The sequence below is a fragment of the Solwaraspora sp. WMMB762 genome, from assembly GCF_049179115.1.
Lineage (GTDB): Bacteria > Actinomycetota > Actinomycetes > Mycobacteriales > Micromonosporaceae > Micromonospora_E.
The window spans coordinates 332,840-349,808 of record NZ_JBMHMD010000001.1 but is presented as its reverse complement, the minus strand read 5'-3'; the positions used below and the strand labels follow the sequence as shown (position 1 = coordinate 349,808).

11 protein-coding genes are annotated in these 16,969 nt (G+C 71.7%); 7 read left to right on the top strand and 4 right to left on the bottom strand.

Going from position 1 to position 16,969, the window contains the following annotated elements:
- The first annotated feature begins 39 nt into the window (after positions 1–39).
- Entirely contained in the window at positions 40–4,014 is a 3,975-nt protein-coding gene (gene hrpA / locus ACN27J_RS01585; RefSeq protein ID WP_421362717.1) for an ATP-dependent RNA helicase HrpA, read from the top strand.
- A 5-nt stretch (positions 4,015–4,019) separates the two neighbouring features.
- Here hrpA and ACN27J_RS01580 read toward each other — a convergent pair whose 3' ends face one another.
- Positions 4,020–5,171, bottom strand: a complete 1,152-nt coding sequence (locus ACN27J_RS01580) for a hypothetical protein (RefSeq protein WP_421362714.1) — start codon at positions 5,169–5,171, stop codon at positions 4,020–4,022.
- A 199-nt stretch (positions 5,172–5,370) separates the two neighbouring features.
- Here ACN27J_RS01580 and ACN27J_RS01575 point away from each other — a divergent pair, with 199 nt between their 5' ends.
- On the top strand, positions 5,371–5,922 hold the full coding sequence (locus ACN27J_RS01575) for a GNAT family N-acetyltransferase (RefSeq protein ID WP_421362712.1): 552 nt from the start codon (positions 5,371–5,373) through the stop codon (positions 5,920–5,922).
- Here the strand turns inward: ACN27J_RS01575 and ACN27J_RS01570 are convergent.
- Positions 5,898–8,255 (bottom strand): putative bifunctional diguanylate cyclase/phosphodiesterase, encoded by a 2,358-nt coding sequence (locus ACN27J_RS01570; RefSeq protein ID WP_421362709.1) that lies wholly within the window; start codon positions 8,253–8,255, stop codon positions 5,898–5,900. The genes ACN27J_RS01575 and ACN27J_RS01570 overlap by 25 nt on opposite strands.
- Positions 8,256–8,480: 225 nt before the next feature.
- Here ACN27J_RS01570 and ACN27J_RS01565 point away from each other — a divergent pair, with 225 nt between their 5' ends.
- The 3 genes from ACN27J_RS01565 (at position 8,481) to ACN27J_RS01555 (ending at position 10,555) form a co-directional block, all read left to right on the top strand.
- On the top strand, positions 8,481–9,677 hold the full coding sequence (locus ACN27J_RS01565) for an acyltransferase family protein (RefSeq protein ID WP_421362706.1): 1,197 nt from the start codon (positions 8,481–8,483) through the stop codon (positions 9,675–9,677).
- Positions 9,678–9,725: 48 nt separating this feature from the next.
- Entirely contained in the window at positions 9,726–10,124 is a 399-nt protein-coding gene (locus ACN27J_RS01560; protein WP_421362703.1) for a PaaI family thioesterase, read from the top strand.
- 98 nt (positions 10,125–10,222) lie between these two features.
- Complete coding sequence (locus tag ACN27J_RS01555; protein WP_421362700.1) at positions 10,223–10,555, top strand: zinc ribbon domain-containing protein; 333 nt, start codon at positions 10,223–10,225, stop codon at positions 10,553–10,555.
- A 58-nt stretch (positions 10,556–10,613) separates the two neighbouring features.
- Here ACN27J_RS01555 and ACN27J_RS01550 read toward each other — a convergent pair whose 3' ends face one another.
- Positions 10,614–12,233, bottom strand: coding sequence for a deoxyguanosinetriphosphate triphosphohydrolase family protein (locus tag ACN27J_RS01550; RefSeq protein ID WP_421362698.1), 1,620 nt, complete (start codon positions 12,231–12,233; stop codon positions 10,614–10,616).
- Between the two features lie 216 nt (positions 12,234–12,449).
- Between ACN27J_RS01550 and ACN27J_RS01545 the strand changes: the two genes are divergently transcribed.
- Positions 12,450–13,136 (top strand): GOLPH3/VPS74 family protein, encoded by a 687-nt coding sequence (locus ACN27J_RS01545; protein WP_421362695.1) that lies wholly within the window; start codon positions 12,450–12,452, stop codon positions 13,134–13,136.
- Between the two features lie 183 nt (positions 13,137–13,319).
- A complete protein-coding gene (locus ACN27J_RS01540; RefSeq protein ID WP_421362692.1) occupies positions 13,320–15,728 on the top strand; it encodes a Tex family protein in 2,409 nt (802 codons plus the stop codon).
- A 67-nt stretch (positions 15,729–15,795) separates the two neighbouring features.
- Here the strand turns inward: ACN27J_RS01540 and ACN27J_RS01535 are convergent, their stop codons facing one another.
- Entirely contained in the window at positions 15,796–16,914 is a 1,119-nt protein-coding gene (locus ACN27J_RS01535) for a hypothetical protein (RefSeq protein WP_421362690.1), read from the bottom strand.
- Between the last annotated feature and the right edge of the window lie 55 nt (positions 16,915–16,969).

Below are 16,969 nucleotides of genomic sequence, written 5' to 3'. Positions count from 1 at the left end.
GCGACCGGGCGCGCAGCGGCGGGTATCGTGGTCAGCGCCATGAACCCGCCCTCCGCCGCGCGCTCCGCCCCTGAACTGCTGAAGCTCCTCCCCGAGCTGACTCTTCGTGACGAACGGCGGCTGCACCGGCGCCTCGACGGGGTGCGCAAGGTCCGCGATCCGCAGGCCCGGCAGGCGGCGCTGGACGAAATCGCCACCGCGATCGCGTCGGCGCAGCAGGCGGTGCAGCGGCGGCGGGACGCGGTGCCGCAGGTCAGCTACCCGGCCGGGCTGCCGGTCAGCGAACGCGCCGACGACATCGCGGCGGCGATCCGCGACCACCAGGTGGTGATCGTGGCCGGCGAGACCGGCTCGGGCAAGACCACCCAGATCCCGAAGATCTGCCTGGAGCTGGGTCGTGGGGTGCGCGGGCTGATCGGGCACACTCAGCCGCGTCGGCTGGCCGCCCGTACCGTCGCCGACCGGATTGCCGACGAGCTCGGCACCACCCTCGGTGACGTGGTCGGCTACAAGGTCCGGTTCACCGACCAGGTCGGCGGCCAGACCCTGGTGAAGCTGATGACCGACGGCATTCTGCTGGCCGAGTTGCAGCACGACAAGATGCTGCGCCAGTACGACACGTTGATCATCGACGAGGCGCACGAGCGCAGCCTGAACATCGACTTCATCCTCGGCTACCTCAAACAGCTGCTGCCCCGCCGCCCCGACCTGAAAGTGGTCATCACGTCGGCGACGATCGACCCGCAGCGCTTCGCCGACCATTTCAGCGAGCCGGGCCGGCCACCGGTGCCGGTGGTCGAGGTGTCCGGGCGGACCTATCCGGTGGAGGTGCGCTACCGGCCGCTGCTGCGCGAGACCGGCGACCCGGACGACCCCGACGCCACCCCGGGCACCGTGACGCTCGACCAGGTCGACGGGATCGGCGCGGCCGTCGAGGAGCTGGCCGGCGAAGGCCCCGGCGACATCCTGGTCTTCCTCAGCGGCGAGCGGGAGATCCGCGACGCCGCCGACGCGTTGGGCAAGCTCGTCGCCAACCGGCCCCGGCTGCGCGACACCGAGATTCTGCCGCTGTACGCCCGGTTGTCCGCCGCCGAGCAGCACCGGATCTTCCAGTCGCATCCGGGCCGGCGGGTGGTGCTGGCGACCAACGTCGCCGAGACGTCGCTGACCGTGCCGGGCATCAAGTACGTCATCGACCCGGGTACGGCGCGGATCTCCCGCTACAGCAACCGGCTCAAGGTGCAGCGGCTGCCGATCGAGCCGGTGTCGCAGGCGTCGGCCAACCAGCGTAAGGGCCGCTGCGGGCGTACCTCGGACGGTGTCTGCATCCGGCTGTACGACGAGGCCGACTTCGAGTCCAGGCCGGAGTTCACCGATCCGGAGATCCTGCGCACCAACCTGGCCTCGGTGATCCTGCAGATGACGTCGATCGGGCTGGGCGACATCGCCGCGTTCCCGTTCGTCGAGCCGCCGGACCGCCGGCAGATCACCGACGGCGTCGCGCTGCTGCACGAGCTGGGCGCGATCGAGCCACCGTCGCCGGGCCTGCCGCCCCGGTTGACCCAGGTGGGCCGACGGCTGGCGCAGCTGCCGGTGGATCCCCGGCTGGGCCGGATGGTCCTCGCGGCCGAGGGCAACGGCTGCGTCGACGAGGTCGCGGTGATCGCCGCCGCGCTGTCCATCCAGGACCCCCGGGAGCGGCCGGCGGAGCAGAAACCCCAGGCCGACCAGGCACACGCCCGGTTCGCCGATCCGGAATCCGACTTCGTCGCGCTGCTGAACCTGTGGCGCTACCTGCGGGAGCAGCAGCGGGAACGGTCCGGCAGCGCGTTCCGGCGGATGTGCCGGGCCGAGTTCCTCAACTACCTGCGGGTCCGCGAGTGGCAGGACATCCACAGCCAGATCCGGCAGGTGCTGCGGTCGATGAACGTACCGGTCGACCGGGGCGGTGAGCCGGCCGCGCCGACCGCCGTACACCAGTCGCTGCTGGCCGGTCTGCTGTCGCACGTCGGGGTGAAGGATCCGGCCAAGCCGGAGTACCTGGGCGCCCGGGGAGCCAAGTTCGCGGTCTTCCCCGGCTCGGCGCTGGCCCGCAAGCCGCCCCGCTGGGTGATGGCCGCCGAACTGGTCGAGACGTCCCGGCTGTGGGCCCGTACGGTCGCCAGGATCGAACCCGAGTGGGTCGAGGCGCTCGCCGGCCACCTGGTGAAACGCTCGTACAGCGAGCCGCACTGGGAGAAGAAACAGGCGGCGGTGATGGCCTACGAGAAGGTCACCCTGTACGGCGTACCGCTGGTCGCCGGCCGCAAGGTGACCTTCGGCCGGGTCGATCCGGCGCTGAGTCGGGAGCTGTTCATCCGGCACGCCCTGGTCGAGGGCGACTGGCACACCCCGCACCGGTTCTTCCACGACAACCGGGCGTTGCTCGACGAGGTCGGCGAGCTGGAGGAACGGGTCCGCCGCCGGGACATCGTGGTCGACGACGAGACCCTGTTCGAGTTCTACGACCAGCGGCTGCCCGCCGAGGTGGTCTCCGGCCGGCACTTCGACTCCTGGTGGAAGAAGGCCCGCCGGGACCGGCCCGACCTGCTCACCTTCGACCGGGACATGCTGGTCAACCAGGGCAAGGGCCGCATCGACCCGGCGGACTTCCCCGACGAGTGGCACTCCGCCGGGATGGCCCTGCCGTTGACGTACCGGTTCGAGCCCGGCGCCGGGACCGACGGGGTGACCGTCGACGTGCCGCTGGCGATGCTCAACCAGGTGTCCGACGACAGCTTCGACTGGCACGTGCCCGGGGTGCGGGAGGAGCTGGTCGTGGCCCTGATCCGGTCGCTGCCGAAGCAGCTGCGCCGCAACTTCGTGCCGGTGCCGGACTTCGCCCGCGCGGTGCTGGCCACCATCACGCCCGGCTCCGAACCGCTGCTGGACGCGCTGGGCCGGGAGCTGCGCCGGCTGACCGGGGTGGTGGTGCCGCACGACGCCTGGGACCTGACCAAGGTGCCGCCGCACCTGCGGGTCACCTTCCGGGTGGTCGACGAGCACGACAAGCCGCTGGCCGAGGGGAAGGACCTGGCCGCGTTGCGCCGTGAGCTGACCACCGAGGTACGCAAGGTGGTGGCGGCCGCCGCGCCGGACGTGGAGCGGCGCGGGCTGCGCGAGTGGACCATCGGCGCGTTGCCGCGCAGCGTCGAGCAGGACCGGGTCGGCTACCGGGTCACCGCGTACCCGGGTCTGGTCGACGAGGGTGCCAGCGTCGCGGTCCGGGTGTTCGACAGCGCCGCCGTGCGGGACCGGTCGATGTGGGCCGGCAGCCGGCGGCTGCTGCTGCTCACCCTGCCGTCCCCGGCGAAGTTCGTCTCCGGCCGGCTGTCCAACCAGGACAAGTTGGCGTTGAGCCGCAACCCGTACCGCAACGTCGTCGAGCTGCTGGACGACTGCGCCGGGGCGGCCGTGGACCTGCTGATGACGCAGGCGGGCGGCCCGGCCTGGGACGCCGACGGCTTCGCCGCGCTGCGCGAGCAGGTCCGCGCCGGGCTGGTCGACGTCACGGTCGAGATCGTGTCCCGGGTACGCCAGGTGCTGGCGGCGGCGTACGCGGTGCAGCAGCGGCTCGGCCGTACCACCGATCTCGCGCTGGTGGCCGCGCTCAGCGACGTCCGCGAGCAGCTCGCCGCCCTGGTCTACCCGGGGTTCGTGACCGCCACCGGGTACGCCCGGCTGGCGGACCTGCCGCGCTATCTGACCGCGATCGAACGCCGGTTGGAGAAGCTGCCGCAGAATCCGCGCCGGGACCGCGACCAGCAGGCCAGGATCGACACGGTACGCCGGGAGTACCAGCAGATGCTCGACGGGTTGCCGCCGGCCCGGCACAACACCGAAGCCGCCCGGCGGATCCGCTGGATGATCGAGGAGCTGCGGGTCATCGTGTTCGCCCAGGCGTTGGGTACCCCGTACCCGGTGTCGGAGCAGCGCATCTACCGGGTGATGGACGAGGCCGAGCAGGCCGAGTGAGTCGGTCAGTTCCGTTGCAGGGTGAGCACGGACAGCCCGGCGACGGCGTCGATGTCGTACCGGTCGGTCGCGCCCGCCCAGCCCTGGCCGGTGAAGACCGCACCGGGGGCGATGCCGTCGTGGCTGCGGGTGTCGATGGTGGCGCTGGCCGCCCCGGACCCGAACCGGACCTGGGCCGGCGGCCCATCCGGAGCGTTGATCAGGAACTGGTTGGCGCCGCCGGTCATCCGCACCGGCAGGGTGCCGTCCGGCGCGGGCAGGGACAGCTCGATGCGGGCCGCCCCGCCGACGATGTCCACTCCGCTCAGCTCGGCACCGGTCAGGTCGATCGAGTGTTCCGCGACGCCGCCGGTGAGCCGCAACTGCCAGCGCACCGACGAGTGCAGCTCGATGTCGACGACACCGGGTCCGGACTGGTCGTTCGGCACCAGGTGCAGCTTGATCCGGTTGCCGTCGGCGATCACCCGTGGTTGCACGTCCGCGTCGATCGGGGTCCGGACCCGGTACAGGTCGCCGCCGAGATCGGCGGCCCGGATGTTGACCGTCGTGGTACCACTGACCAGGTCGAATTCAGCCTGCTGTAGTTCGCCGAGCGGGCCGGTCACCAGGCGTTCAGTGGCGGGTTCCGGGTCGACGGCGGCCGGGTCGACCACACCGGGATCGTTGGCCGGCGGCGGGGAGTCAGCGACCGTGGTGTCCGATGTGGTTCGCAGCGCGTCGACGACGCCGGCCCCGACCAGCGCGGCGACCAGGAACAGCGCCACCAGTCCGGTGACGACCATCGCGAGTCGGCGCGGACTGCGACCGGTCGGCCCGGACATGTCGGGTTCCGGGTCGAAGAACGGCACCGCCGGGGTGACCGGTTCCGGTCGGTCCAGTTCCCGGGCCAGCCACGGCGGCGGCGGCAACAGGCGCGGCGGCGCGGTCACCGGCTCGTCGTGGCCGAGATGGTCCGTGCCGGCGTCGTGGCCGAGATGGTCCGTGCCGGCGTCGTGGTCGAGACGGTCGGTGTGGTCGGTGTGGTCGAGCTGCTCCGGCTGCTCGTCGTCCGGTTCGCGTGGCTCGCCGGGAGCGGGACCAGGCCAGACCGTACCGGGCCGCTGCACTGGGCCGAGTTCGATCGCGGCTGGTTCGCCCCCCTGTGCCGGTCGCTGCATGACTGCCCCTCCTCGGCGTTCGCGGGCACGGCGCACCGTTGCCCGTACAGCAGTACGCAGCCGGACGCTCCGCGGATCGGTGCCGGTGCCGAAAAGTTCGGCCGCCGGCGCGGCCTGACCTTGGGCTCAGCGGTCGCTCATACTCGTTGGCAGGGCTCGCGTCCACCCCCGCCTACCGGCGCGGGCCCGGAGGGCAGTAATGCACATTCAGATCGAAACGAGCATCCCACCCGAACTGTCCGAAGCGACCTGGCAGTTGTACACGACGGCGTTCGACGAACTCCGGGTCACCGCGGTCCAACGGCACGTGATGGACCGGTCCGAATTCGACCAGGTACTGGGCGACCCCCGGGTGCTGAAATACCTGGGGCGGGATGCCCGGTCCCCCGATCTGCTGACCGCGCTCGCCACCTTCACCAACGAGCTGGAGTCGATGCCGCTGATCTCGCCGGACTACTTCGCCCACCGCTGGCCGGATCTGTACGCGCAACGCCGGATCTGGTACATCGGCTTCTTCGCCGTCCATCCGCAGTACCGAGGCAGCGGCATCTTCGAGTCGGTGATCGCCGACATGTGGCAACGGGTGCAGGACAGCGACGGGGTCGCGGCGTTGGACATCTGCCGCCGCAACGACCAGATCGGCCTGGGCAGGGCCATCCATCAGACCTTGGAGTCGTTGACCGAGGGAGCGCGGGCGACCCGGCTGGACGAGCAGACGTTCTGGCTCTACGAGTTGCCGCCGCGCCCCTGAACCTGCCCGGCAGCCGGCACCGCCGGCCCGTCCACCGGGTCGGCGGGTCGGCTCGCCCACCGTCGGGCGAACTCAGCCGGGCCGACCGGCTCTCCCCACAGCCTGCCCTGCCCGAACAGCACGCCGAGGACGGCCAGCACGCCCTGCTGCAGCGGGGTCTCCACCCCCTCGGCGACCACGGTCAGGTGGAGGGCGCTGCTCATCGCCACCACCGCCCGGACGATCTCCTCGTCCTTGGCGCTCTGGCCGAGGCCAGCGACGAACGCCCGGTCCACCTTGACCCCGGTGACCGGATGCTTGCGCAGATAGCCCAGTGCGGAGAACCCGGTGCCGAAGTCGTCGACGACGATCCGGATCCCCCGCTGCCGCAGGTCCGCCAGGACCTGGCCGGTGACGCTGGTCGGGTCGATCATCACCGACTCGGTGATCTCCAGGACGACGACGGAGGCCGGCACCCGGTGCCGGTCGAGCGCGTCATCCAACGCCCGGATCAGACCCGGGTCACGCAACTGGCGGGGCGACACGTTCACCGACATCCAGAAATCCGCCGTCACCGTGCCGACCGCCCGCCACTGCGCCAACTGCCGCACCGACCGGTCGAGCACCCAGCGTCCGATCGGGCCGATCAGCCCGGTGTCCTCGGCGATCGGGATGAACACCGCCGGTGAGATGTTGCCCCGGCCCGGATGTTCCCAGCGCAGCAACGCCTCGGCGCCGATCAGGCCGCCGCTTTCCAGGTCGACGATCGGTTGAAAGGCGATCCGCAGATCGTCCTCGCTGAGGGCGATCCGCAGGGCCTGTTCGATCTCCACCCGCTCGCGGACCCGCTCGTGCATCGACGCGTCGAACATCACCCAGCGGCCGCGACCATCCGCCTTCGCCTGGTACATGGCCGTGTCGGCGTCACGCAGCAACGCGTCGGCGGTCACCGGCGGATCGTCACCGGCGCCACCGTCGTCGAGCTGGGTCCCGGCGATCCCGACCGAGGCGGTGATCACCGCCTCGACCTGCCTGATCCGCAGCGGTTCGTGTACACAGTCGATGATCCGGTCGGCCAGCGCCACGGCCTGCGCGCGGCTGCCCAACTGAACCACGACGAACTCGTCCCCGCCGACCCGGGCGACCGTCGCCGCGGCCGGCAGCGCCGCCCGCAGTCGGGCCGCCACCTGCGCGATCAGCTGGTCGCCAGCGTGGTGCCCCCACGAGTCGTTGACCAGCTTGAAGCCGTCGAGGTCGAGGAAGAACACCCAGACCCCGGCGTCCGCTGGCCGACCGATGGTGAGCAGCCGGCGCACCTCGGCGGCGAGCATCAACCGGTTCGGCAGTCCGGTCAGCGGGTCGTGGGTGGCGCGGTGTTCGTAGCGCCGTTGCGCGGCGGCGTACCCCTGGACCGCAGAGACCGCCCGCATCATCAGCAGCACCACCATGGCGGCACCGCCCACGCCGAGTGCCAGCCGGTCGGCTGTCGACCGGCCGGAGACGAAGACGGTGAGCAGGAACGGCGCGGCCAGCGCCGGGCCGATCAGCAGCAGCCGCTGCCAGGACCACGCCTGCACCGGTAACCGGGCCGCCTGACCGAGGTCGACCACCGAGGGGTGCAGGGCGGCGGCACCGATCAGCAGAAAACCGAGCAGGAACGGCAGATCCAGCAGCCGGGATCCAGTGAGCTGACCGGAGACTCCGATGATGGCGTAGAGCACGTCGCCGACCACCAGCAGACTCATGGAGGCGACCAGCAGCAGGTAGCTCGGCCGCCGTACGGCGGTGGTGAAGGCCAGGCTGACCAGCAGCAGGATCAGGATCACGTCGAAGATCGGATACAGCGCGGCCAGGGCGGAGACCAGGGGCGGACGGTCGGCGATGCTGCCCGCCGGCACCGCCAGCAGCAGTACGGAGCACAGCGCCGCGCCGATGAAGACGATCAGACCGTCGATCACCGCGTGCGAGGGCAGCCGGCCCCGGGTGCGCAGCAGGCCGGCCAGGCCGAGCAGCATGAACAGGTAGCCCGGCACGGTGGCGGCGTCGGCGGTCAGCGCGTACGGCCCGTCCTGCTCGACCGCCCACGGCCGGGCCAGCGCTCCGGTGAGGAAGCACACACAGGCGACGGCGAGCATCCGCCAGGCCCAGCGAGGCTGGGCCCGGTGCCAGCGGGGGCCCAGGGTCACGGCGAGCGCTCCCCCCACCCCGGCAACGGTGAAGGCCGGTCCGGCGACCATCGGCGTGTCGAACGCCGCGTAGAGCGCGGCGGCGACGACACCGAACGCCAGGAACACCAGTGCCGGCAACGACGACGACAAGGCCCGTCCCGTCCCCGGCGCCGCGGGTCGCGTCACGATGGCCCCTGCGCACATGTCATTCACCGGCTGATTCGTCGAACAGGCCGACACCATACCAAGGCGACGGGGCGGTCAGCCTGGTCAGGCCGGGCCCGCCACGGCGGAGCCGATCGGTCGCGGCTGATGATCGCTGCCACACCGCCGACCAATCGTCCGCTTGGGGTACGGCGCGGATGGAGATCGCTGGTTTGAGGTACGACGCCGGTGGATATCGTTGGCCCGGTGCCTGCCACCCCTCCCTCGCCGGGCCGGCTGCCGTCGCTGACCGGGCTGCGGTTCGCTGCGGCGCTGCTGGTCTTCGGCGTGCACGCCTACTCGTTCATCCCATTGGCCGACCCGCAGGACAGTCGGATCGCCGGCATCCTGTTCAACGGTGGTGACCTGGGCGTCTCGTTCTTCTTTGTGCTGTCCGGCTTCGTCCTCACCTGGTCGGTCCGCCCCGGTTACCGGCCGGGCCGGTTCTGGTGGGGACGCCTGGCACGGGTCTACCCGGCCCATCTGGTCGCCCTGGTGCCGGCCGTCGTCGGCTTGGTGCTGACGGCACGGCTGCCGGACATCTGGCCACGGCTGCTCGCCTTCTCGGCGCCGCTGGTCCAGGCCTGGCATCCGTCGGACGTGTACTACCTGGGCATCAACCCGGTCACCTGGTCGCTCTCCTGCGAGATGGCGTTCTACCTGGCGTTCCCCCTGCTGTACGCGGGACTGCGCCGGCTCGGCACGACGGCGTTGCGGGTCGGCGCCGTCGCACTGCCGACCGCCGTCTGGTTGATGCCGCTGGTGGCCGACCTGCTGGTCGCGGCGGAACACCGCCGCTGGTTCGTCTACATCTTCCCGCCGGTTCGGATGCTGGAGTTCCTGCTCGGCATCGTGCTCGCGCTGCTGGTGCGGCGCGGCGCCTGGCGAGGGCCGGGACTGCCGGTCGCCACCGCCCTGTGGGTGGCGAACTATCTCGCCGTCGAGTGGCTGCCGGCGCAGGCCCGGGACACCGCGGCGACGATCGTGACGATCGGCCTGCTGGTCCCGGCAGCGGCACTGGCCGATCTGCACGGCCGGCGATCCTGGTGGCGGCACCGGGTCGCGGTCCATCTCGGCGAGGTGTCGTACGGGTTCTTTCTGCTGCATCTGGTGGTGATCGTGACCGTCATGCACCTCGTCGGCCGGGACCGGGAGTGGACCGCCTGGCAGGCGGTCGGGTTGGCGCTGACGTTCCTGGTCGGGTCCTACCTGTTGGCGGTGCCGCTGCACCGGTGGGTCGAGCTACCGGCGATGCGTCGGCTCAGGCCGACTTCGCCGGCAACGCCGCCCGGACCGCAGGCCGGACCGCAGGCCTCTCCGCCGCCCGGACCGCAGGCCAGACCGCAGGAGCGGGACCGGCAGCAGACCGGGCCGGATCCCCGGCGGGACGCTCTCACGGGTTGACTACGCTCGCCGACGGGGCGGCACCGCCCGCCGCCGACGGGAGGCACCATGGACAGGCCATTGGGTGGGTTCGACGCACAGCTCGGCGTACGTGCCGTAGCGGTGTCCGCACAGCGGGTGGAGCTACGGCTGCCGGTGACCCCGGCGCTGCACCAGCTGTTCGGAATCGTGCACGGCGGGGTGTACTGCGCCCTGGTGGAGAGCGCGGCGAGCCTCGGCGCGGCGACCTGGCTCGGTGACGAGGGCCGGGTGGTGGGGGTGGCCAACCAGACCGACTTCCTGAAGGCGGCCTCCGGCGGAGAGCTGATCGCCGTCGGCACGCCGGTCCACCGCGGCTACAGCCAGCAACTGTGGCAGGTCCAGATCACCGACAGTGACGGTCAGCTGATCGCCCGGGGTCAGGTGCGGCTGCAGAACCTCCGGCCGGGAGGCGGCCGTCGCTCCTGACGCCGCCCGCCCAGTCACGACAGCCCGCCCATCGCTGCGGTGATCCGGCGAACCGGACACCTCTCCGGCCCGTACACACTGGCAGGAGGCGATGAGACATGGGCATCATGGTCAACCCTGCACGCCGTGACACGACCGGTTCCGACCTCTACATCCTGCGCGGTCTGCTGTGGTGCGGCGACCGCCTGTTGATTCCGGCCAGCACCGACGACGGCACCCGCCACTACGCCTGCCCCGACACGGAATGTGACCGTTCCCTGATCAACGCCGAGGAGATCGAACAGCAGGTGTGGCAGCGGTACGTACAGCTGAACGCCGACGCCGCCGACGTGGTCAGTCGCGACCAGCGGCGGTCGGCGCTGGTCGGCGTACTGGCCCGGGTCACCGTCGGCACCAGCCTGGTGGGCCTGGACTACGGCTGGCGGGACTGACCGCCGCCGGGACCGGCACTCACCACCGGGACGGGCCGGTCACCGCACGAACGCTCGGTCACAGCACGAACGCGTCGGTCCACAGCTGCCCGGACCGGCCGGTCAACGCGCCCAGCAACGCAACCGCTTGGCCGTCGGTGAGTGAGGCGACGTAGTCGATGATCGCCCGGCCCTGAGCGGCGGCGGCCAGGCCGTCCACCCGACCGCGGCCCGGGGCGCCGGTCAGGCCGTCGCGCGGGGTACCGCCCGCCCCGGACGGGGTGTCGCTGCCGACGGTCGCGGCCAGCTCGGCCTCGGCCAACTCGACCAGGTCGTGCAGCCGGCGGGGCAGCCGCCCTTGCTCGTCCGGGTCGGTCACCCAGGCGTGCAGCGCGTCGACCAGGGTGGCCAGCAGATCGGCCTGACCACGCTGGTGCAGCGCCAGGTCCGGCCGGGCGAGGACGAACCGGTGGTGCACGAACTTGAGCACCTGCACCTCGTGCCACTGGGCGGTGGCCAGCAGCACGTGGCCGGAGCGTACCGGCGGGTCGGCGGTGACGCCGATCGCGCCGACCAGCCGCCGGGTCCAGCGCGCGGAGAACGTGCTGATGCTCTCCTCCGCTTCGATCGACCCGTCGAACGGCACCATCAGCAGGCCGTCAACCAGCTCCTGACGGACGTGTTCGACGGCGGCGGCGAACGCCTCGTCGGAGGCGATCCAGCTGTCCTTACGGTGCAGCTGGCGGCGGAGCCGCTCGATGGACCGGCCGGGGCGGTGCGCGCTGGCGGCGATCTCCGCGTCGGTGAGCTCCCGCAGCTCGGCGGCGGACCGCTGCCAGGTGACGAGTTCACCGGCGACCGGGCCCTGCTGCAGTACGCCGACCCGGTGGAAGTCCTCCACGTCGTGGATGGCGTACGCGATGTCGTCGGCGATGTCCATTATCGACGCTTCGACGGTCTGCTGCCACGGCTCGATCACCCCGGCGAACGGTGCCCGGGCCTGCCGCAGGTCGGCCGCCTCGGTGGTGTAGGCGCCGAACTTGACCGACCCGACCGCCGGATCGTCGGGCGCGACCGCGGCACCACGGGGCGCCGGGCGCAGCAGGCTCGGATGCGGCTGCGGATAGGTGCGCCGGGTCCACGGGTACTTGAGCATGGCGGCCCGCACCGCCGCGGTCAGGTCCAGACCGACGGCCGCCTCGCCCCGGATCTCGGTGCTGGTCACGATCCGGTAGGACTGGGCGTTTCCCTCGAAACCGTCCGGCAGACCGAGCCGGTGCCGGGCCACCCGGTCCAGCACCCGTTCCCCAAGGTGCCCGAACGGCGGGTGGCCGAGGTCGTGGGCGAGCGCCGCCGCCTCGACCACGTCCGGATCGCAGCCACCGAGCTCGTCGAGCAGGGTCCGGTGCCGTTCGTCGGCCGTCAGCCGCTCGGCGACAGCCCGGCCCACCTGGGCCACCTTGAGGCTGTGGGTGAGCCGGTTGTGCACCAGCAGGCCGGAGCCGCCCGGGCTGATCACCTGGGTCACGCCGCCGAGCCGGGCGAAGAACGGTGAGGAGACGATCCGGTCCCGGTCGGCCCGGAACGGACTCGCCGCCAGATCGCTGGCGGCGGCGGCCCGTCGGCCGGACAGGCGGCGGGCGCGGAGGTCCCCGGCCGGCGGGGTGGCCGACCGGACTGCTGCTGGTGCCGGGTCCACCAGCAGACGCTAACCCGGCGCCGGTGCGATACCTGGTCCGGGGTGGCATTTCGGCGCTGTCGAAGGAACATTCACCGGTTTCCAACAAAGGAATGGCTTGAGCTGATTGGTCCGGCGTCGTAAGGTTCCGCTTCAGCAAGGTCATCCATCCTTGCCGGGCCGTTCCCGCGGCCCTGCTCGGCTCGCGCACCAGAAACCGCCGCAGGGGACGACTCGATGCGCCGTGCTCGAACTCCGACGGAGTTGACGCTGACCGAGGAGTTCTTCCTGGTTGCGCTCGACGACAGCACCGGCCGACCGATGGTCGGCCGGGATCTGCTCGGTGCCGGGCTCGCCGGCACCGCGATCGCCACGCTGATCCTCGCCGGTCGTGCCGAGGTCCGCGACGGCCTGCTGGTGCCGGTCGACGGGCAGCCGCTCGGTGACCCGGTCGCCGACCCGCTGCTGGCCGAACTGCGGCTGGAACAACGCCAACCGGTGCCGGACTGGATCGCCCTGATGCGACCAGGGCTGCCCGGGGTGGTCGCCGAGGACCTGGAGACGCTCGGCGTGCTGCGCACCGAACAGGTCCGCCATCCGGTGACCCGCCGAATGACGACCCGGTTCCCGGCGATGGATCCGGTCCGTGCGGTCGGCCCCCGGGTCCGACTCGGCCACGCCCTCGGCCGGGTCGTCCCGCTGGACGCCCGGACCGCCGCGCTGGCCCAGATCGTCCGCGCCACCGGCACCGAAGGCTGGTTCGTGACCATGTACGGGGCGACGGTGCGGCGGCAACTGACGGCCACCGCGAGCCGGCTCGACCCGCAGCTGACGGCGGTGGTCGACGCGATCAACCACCCGGTGCCACGGTCCCGGCTGGCGGTGCGGCTGTGGCCGCAGCGGGACACGTCGATCGCCTGGTGACCTGCGCCGTCGACCGGGTCGCGTGGTGGCGCGACACCGACCGCCGGTAGCCGGCAGAATGCTCCCCGGACCACCCACCGTGGTCCCCGGCACCGGCCGCACGACGGGTGCCGGGCCACAGGCATCGGGCCGGGCGGGAGCACCCCCGTCCGGCAGCCGGGGAGTTGGAGCGGGGCACGCGACGTGACCACAGCGATTGATCAGCGGATCGCCGAAGAACTGGGAGTACGGGCCGGGCAGGTGGCGTCCGCCGTCGAACTGCTCGACGGCGGCGCGACGGTGCCGTTCATCGCCCGGTACCGCAAGGAAGCCACCGGGATGCTCGACGACGCGCAGCTGCGTACCGTGGAGGAGCGGCTGCGTTACCTGCGCGAGCTGGACGAGCGCCGCGACGCGATCCTGGAGTCGATCCGCAGCCAGGGCAAGCTCGACGAGGCGCTGACCGCGCAGATCATGGCGGCCGATTCGAAGGCCCGGCTGGAGGACATCTACCTGCCGTACAAGCCGAAGCGGCGGACCAAGGCGCAGATCGCCCGCGAGGCGGGCCTGGAGCCGCTCGCGGATCTGCTGCTCGGCGATCCGGGTCAGGACCCGCGGACCGCGGCCGCCGGCTACGTCGACGCCGACAAGGGTGTGGCCGACGCGGCGGCGGCGCTCGACGGCGCGCGGGCGATCCTGGTGGAACGCTTCGCCGAGGACGCCGACCTGATCGGTGGGCTGCGGGAGCGGATGTGGTCGCACGGCCGGCTCACCTCCCGGGTACGCGAGGGACGCCAGACCGAAGGGGCCAAGTTCGCCGACTACTTCGACTTCGCCGAACCGTTCACCAGGCTGCCGTCGCACCGCGTGCTGGCCATGTTCCGGGGCGAGAAGGAACAGGTTCTCGACCTGACCATGGAGCCGGAGGAGGTGCCGGCCGACGCCGTCGCCGGGCCGAGCAGCTACGAGCCGATCATCGCCGGCCGGTTCGGCATCAGCGACCAGGGTCGACCGGCGGACAAGTGGCTGGCCGACACGGTCCGCTGGGCGTGGCGTACCCGGATCCTGATCCACCTCGGCGCCGACCTGCGGATGCGGTTGTGGCAGGCGGCCGAGGACGAGGCGGTCCGGGTGTTCGCCGCCAACCTGCGGGACCTGCTGCTGGCCGCGCCGGCCGGCAGCCGGGCCACGATGGGTCTGGACCCGGGTATCCGGACCGGGGTGAAGGTGGCGGTGGTGGACGCCACCGGCAAGGTGGTAGCCACCGAGACGGTCTACCCGCACGAGCCGCGCCGGCAGTGGGACGCTGCCATCGACACGCTGGCGAAGTTGGCCGCCGCGCACCGGGTGGACCTGGTGGCGATCGGCAACGGCACCGCGTCGCGGGAGACCGACAAGCTGGTCGCCGACCTGATGGCCCGGCACCCCGAGTTGCAGCTGACCAAGGTGATGGTCTCCGAGGCCGGCGCGTCGGTCTACTCGGCCTCGGCGTACGCCTCTCAGGAGCTGCCGGACCTCGACGTGTCGCTGCGCGGCGCGGTCTCCATCGCCCGCCGGCTGCAGGACCCGCTCGCCGAGCTGGTCAAGATCGACCCTCGGTCGATCGGCGTCGGGCAGTACCAGCACGACATCTCCGAGACGAAGCTGTCCCGGTCGCTCGACGCCGTGGTCGAGGACTGCGTCAACGGGGTCGGGGTGGACGTGAACACCGCGTCCGCACCGCTGCTGACCCGGGTCTCCGGCATCGGTGCCGGACTGGCCGAGAACATCGTGCTGCACCGCGACACGCACGGGCCGTTCCGGTCCCGGGAGGCGTTGCGGACGGTGGCCCGGCTGGGGCCGAAGGCGTTCGAACAGTGCGCCGGCTTCCTGCGCATCCGCGACGGTGACGACCCGCTCGACTCGTCCAGTGTGCACCCTGAGGCGTACCCGGTGGTCCGTCGGATCCTCGCCGACACCGGCAGTGACCTGCGGACGCTGATCGGCGACACGAAGACGTTGCGCCGGATCCGGCCGGAGAAGTTCGTCGACGCCGTGTTCGGTCTGCCGACGGTCACCGACATCCTCGCCGAGTTGGAGAAGCCGGGCCGCGACCCGCGTCCGGCGTTCCGTACCGCCACCTTCGCCGACGGCGTGGAGACCCTCGCCGACCTGCGGCCCGGCATGGTGCTGGAGGGCGTGGTGACCAACGTGGCCGCGTTCGGTGCGTTCGTCGACGTCGGGGTGCACCAGGACGGTCTGGTGCATGTGTCGGCGATGTCGAAGACGTTCGTCAAGGATCCCCGGGACGTGGCCAAGCCCGGTGACATCGTCCGGGTGAAGGTGCTCGACGTGGACGTCGCCCGCAAACGGATCTCGTTGACGCTGCGGCTGGACGACGAGCCGGGTGCCGGCCGCGCCCCGGGTCAGCGGGACGGCGCGGACGGCGGCCGGGGCGGCGGCCCCGGCCGGGGCGGGCAGCCCCGGCAGCAGGGCCGCGACGGCAAAGGCGGCCGAAGCGGCCAGGTCGGCAAGGACGGCCGGGGCGGCAGAGGCGGCAGGGACAGCCAGCGCGGCGGGGGCCAGCCCGAGGGTGCGCTCGCCGACGCGCTGCGCCGGGCTGGTCTGGCCTGACCGACCCGTACGTGAGGGGTCGGGGCGGTATCCGCCCCGACCCCTCACCGGTCAGGCTCCTCGCCGGTCAGACGCTCGACGAGTAGGTGAGGAAGAAATTGTTCGGTGTCTGCGCGCCGGCGGCGTTGAAGCAGATCACGTTGCGGACGAACACCGTGTTGCCGGAGAGGATCCACGGCGTCTGCAGGTTGCAGTAGTCCGGGGTGGTACCGAAGGCGGTGACCTGCACGGTGGTTCGCTGGAAACCGACCGACGGCAGAGTCACCAGGTACTGCCCGACGCCCGAGACCATGATGGTGTTGACCCCGCCGGCCGAGTTGAAGTCGGTCGGCCCGCCCAGCCCCGGGCTCCACAGGTAGGCGAACCGCGTCGGCGGCACCGAGCCGAAGACCGGCCGCTGCCGATGGTAGGTCAGGTTGAACCAGGTGTCGGCCATCGATCCGGCGGCGTCGAAGCAGAACACGTACGCCAGGATGGTGCCGCCGCTGGAGGTCCACCGGGCGATCTTGCACCGCCGGGCGACGTTCGGGTGCTCGGCGGTGGCCTGCAGGTTGCCGTCCAGCAGGGCGGTGCCGAGTCCGTTCAGTTTCACCTCGTAGAAGCCGGTGCCGAGTTGGGTGACCACGTTGCCGGCACCGGCCGAGTTGTACGACGACATCAGCGCGCCGAGCGGGTTCGCCTTGACGTAGCCGAACGCGTCCGACCCGGGTGGCAGCACCCCGGAGGCGGAGGTGTAGTCGACGACGAAGCGGGAGTTGTCCGGCGCTCCGCCGGGCCGGTAGCACTGGACGACGACGATCTGGTCGGTGCCGGACGGGAAGTTCTGGAACACCTGGCACCAGCGCGGTGCGTTGTCGACCGCGGTGACGTGGGCGACGCCGTTGGCCGAGGCGGTCAACGGGAACCGCACCCGGTAGCGGCCGAGGCCGATCTGGTCGACGGTCGCCCAGAGCGCGGGCGCGGTGGCCTTCCAGCCGCCCCACTGCCGGGTGGCGTCGAGGACGGTGCCGGGTGCCGGGGTGGGCGTCTGCAGGTAGGCGAAGCCCCAGCGGTCGGGCACGGCTGCCTGGGCCGGCGCGGCGGTGCCGGCCACGGCGGCGGTGGCGGTCAGCAGCGCGGTGGCGAGCAGGGCGATGCCGCGGCGGACGAAGCCGCGGCCGTTGTGGGATCCAGTGCGGACAGACACTGGTCCACCTCCATTCATGAGGAGCGATGTGGAGTCAGCCTAATGAATACACAAC